At 71.5% G+C, this 2,524-nt stretch carries 3 protein-coding genes; 2 read left to right on the top strand and 1 reads right to left on the bottom strand.

All coding sequences use genetic code 11. From position 1 onward, the window contains the following. The coding region (locus QH283_RS04715) for an aminotransferase class V-fold PLP-dependent enzyme (protein WP_280501786.1) at positions 1-397 on the top strand (397 nt) is incomplete at its 5' end. Positions 398-458: 61 nt separating this feature from the next. Here QH283_RS04715 and QH283_RS04710 read toward each other — a convergent pair. After that, positions 459-1,010 (bottom strand): flavin reductase family protein, encoded by a 552-nt coding sequence (locus QH283_RS04710; RefSeq protein WP_336649327.1) that lies wholly within the window; start codon positions 1,008-1,010, stop codon positions 459-461. Positions 1,011-1,225: 215 nt separating this feature from the next. On the opposite strand from QH283_RS04710, the gene QH283_RS04705 reads away from it, so the two are divergent. Next, entirely contained in the window at positions 1,226-2,047 is an 822-nt protein-coding gene (locus QH283_RS04705) for a crotonase/enoyl-CoA hydratase family protein (protein ID WP_280501785.1), read from the top strand. The last annotated feature ends 477 nt before the right edge of the window (positions 2,048-2,524 follow it).

Here is a 2,524-nt window from a genome sequence, read left to right as displayed (position 1 = left end):
CTGCGCCGACTGCGCCGACTGCGCCGACTGCGCCGACTGCGCCGACTGCGTCGGCTGCGCCGCCTGCGTCGGCATCGTCGCCTTCACCGTGGACGGGGCCGAACCCGGCCAGGTGGCGGCTTATCTGTCCGCCGAGCACGGCATCGGTGTGCGCGACGGCCGGTTCTGCGCCCATCCGCTGCTGGCGCGGCTGGGCGTCGGCGCGGCGCTACGGGCGAGTATCGGGCTCGGCACCACCGCCGAGCAGGTCGACCGTCTCGTCGAGGCTGTCGCCCGGTTCGTCCAAGCCGGAGCAGGCTGGAAATATGACCAGGTCGGCGGGCATTGGAACCCGGTGCCCGAGACGCGACCGCTGACCGTCGGCGCCACGGCCGGCGCCGCGCCCTGCGTCGGCTGAACGGGCCCTTCCGATCCCCGAGCGCAGCGCCCGGGGGCTGGTACAGCAGCTGCTCACCGGATCATCCCTCCAGTTCGGAGGGGCGGTGGTAGCGGCCGTTGTAGTACAGCAGCGGCGAGGCCGCGGGGCGCTCACCGGTGTCGTCGTGCACGCGGGTGACCAGGCCGATGAAGATGGTGTGGTCGCCGACCGCGATCCGCTGGTGCACCGCCGCGCGCACCCAGATCGGGGTGCCGTGCAGGATCGGCTCGCCGCTGTCCAGCGTGGTCCACAGCGAGGTGTCGGCGAAGCGCTCGGCGGCGGTCCGGGAGAACCGCTGCGCGATGTGGCGCTGGTGCTCGCCGAGGAAGTGGATGACCACCGAGTCGGCGGCCAGCAGCGCCTGCAGGCTCGACGAGGTGTGCGCGATGTTGAACGAGACCAGCGGCGGTTCCAGCGACAGCGAGGCGAACGAGGTGGCCGTGAAGCCGACCGGGCCGTTCGCGGAGTCGAGGGTGACGACGGTGACGCCTGCCGGGTAGTGTCGCATCGACGCCCGGTACTGGTCGGCGGTGATGCCGCTGACGTCGTCGGGGACTTTCAGGCCCGTATCGGGCGGGGGTACTTCACTCACCCTTCGAAAGCTACGCTGCTCCCCGCCGCCACGGACGGTCCCCGTGGTATGCCCTCCTCGCCGCCGAGTGCGCGAACCCGTCGCTGACCTGTGCGAATGCCCCGGTATTCGGCACGGGTCGAGAATTCCATCCAGGGGGAAGGAAAATCCACGGCGGCGGGCGGGTACGGCGGAGGCGGATTCGTACGCCGTCAGGCAGCCGATACGCTGGGCGGATGACTGATTGGCAGGCTTTCACCGTCGAGATCGACGGCCATGTCGCCCGGGTGACCCTGACCGGCCCCGGCAAGGGCAACGCGATGGGACCGGACTTCTGGCGAGAGCTCCCGGAGATCTTCGCCCAGCTCGACACCGACCCGCAGGTCCGCGCCGTGGTGCTCACCGGCAGCGGCAAACACTTCTCCTACGGGCTCGATCTGCCCGCCATGTCGGGCACCTTCGGCCCGCTGCTGGCCGACCGCGCGCTTGCCGCGCCGCGCACCGACTTCCTCAAGGAGATCCGCCGCCTGCAGGCCTCCATCAACTCGGTCGCCGACTGCTCCAAGCCGGTCATCGCCGCGGTGGCCGGCTGGTGCATCGGCGGTGGCGTCGACCTGATCTCGGCCGCCGACATCCGCCTGGCCAGCGCCGACGCGCAGTTCAGCATCCGCGAGGCCAAGGTCGCCATCGTCGCCGACGTCGGCTCGCTGCAGCGCCTGCCCGGCATCATCGGCGAGGGCCACCTGCGCGAGCTGACCTACACCGGCAAGGACATCGACGCCGCCCGCGCCGAGAAGATCGGCCTGGTCAACGACGTGTACCCGGACAAGGACGCGCTGCTGGAAGCCGCGCACGCGCTGGCGAACGAGATCGCCGCCAACCCGCCGCTGGTGGTCCAGGGCGCCAAGGACGTGCTCGAGCAGCGCCGGGTGAACGACATCACCGAGGGCCTGCGCTACGTCTCGGCGTGGAACGCCGCCTTCCTGCCCTCGGAGGACCTGACCGAGGCCATTCAGGCCGTCTTCGAGAAGCGCGCGCCGGAGTTCAAGGGGCGCTGAGCTCTTCGCGCCGGAGGTGTCCGGCGCACAGTGGTCGTGGCGCACAGGGGGTGTACGGACCCGGGTTGTACGAGCCCGCCGGAGTCGATCCGGCGGGCTCGTTCGCGTACGAGGACAGCGAGTGGCCCGCTCGCCGACACGGGCGCTACCCCGAGGGGGCGCGGCACCCGCCCGAGGGTGGGGGCGGTGAGTACCGGCAGGGTGGGTGGCATCGCCCCCTTGGGGTGGCTGTTCAGAGCTTTCGACGCCCGTAGCTTCTTTCTCGGCAGCCGGAATCGACCACTCGGACCGGCAGAACGACCACACCGAAACAGGAGCACATCATGCGCATCAAGTCTTTCGCCGCCGCCGCCGCGCTGGCCGTCGCGCCCGTCGCCGGGGTGTCGACGGCCCCGGCCCCCCACCCCCGGGCGCCGCTCGCGGCCCCCCCCAAACACGGCCCCCCCCACCACGCCCCCCCCCACCCCGCCCCCCAAA

The sequence above is a fragment of the Nocardia farcinica genome (genome assembly GCF_029867845.1).
In the GTDB taxonomy this organism is placed as follows: Bacteria; Actinomycetota; Actinomycetes; order Mycobacteriales; family Mycobacteriaceae; genus Nocardia; species Nocardia farcinica_A.
This window is presented reverse-complemented; position numbering and strand designations above follow the sequence as displayed.

What these genes read in the sequence shown, in the direction of transcription:
- QH283_RS04705 (WP_280501785.1), top strand. Translation starts at nt 1,226, where the DNA reads ATGACTGATTGGCAGGCTTTCACCGTCGAGATCGACGGCCATGTCGCC.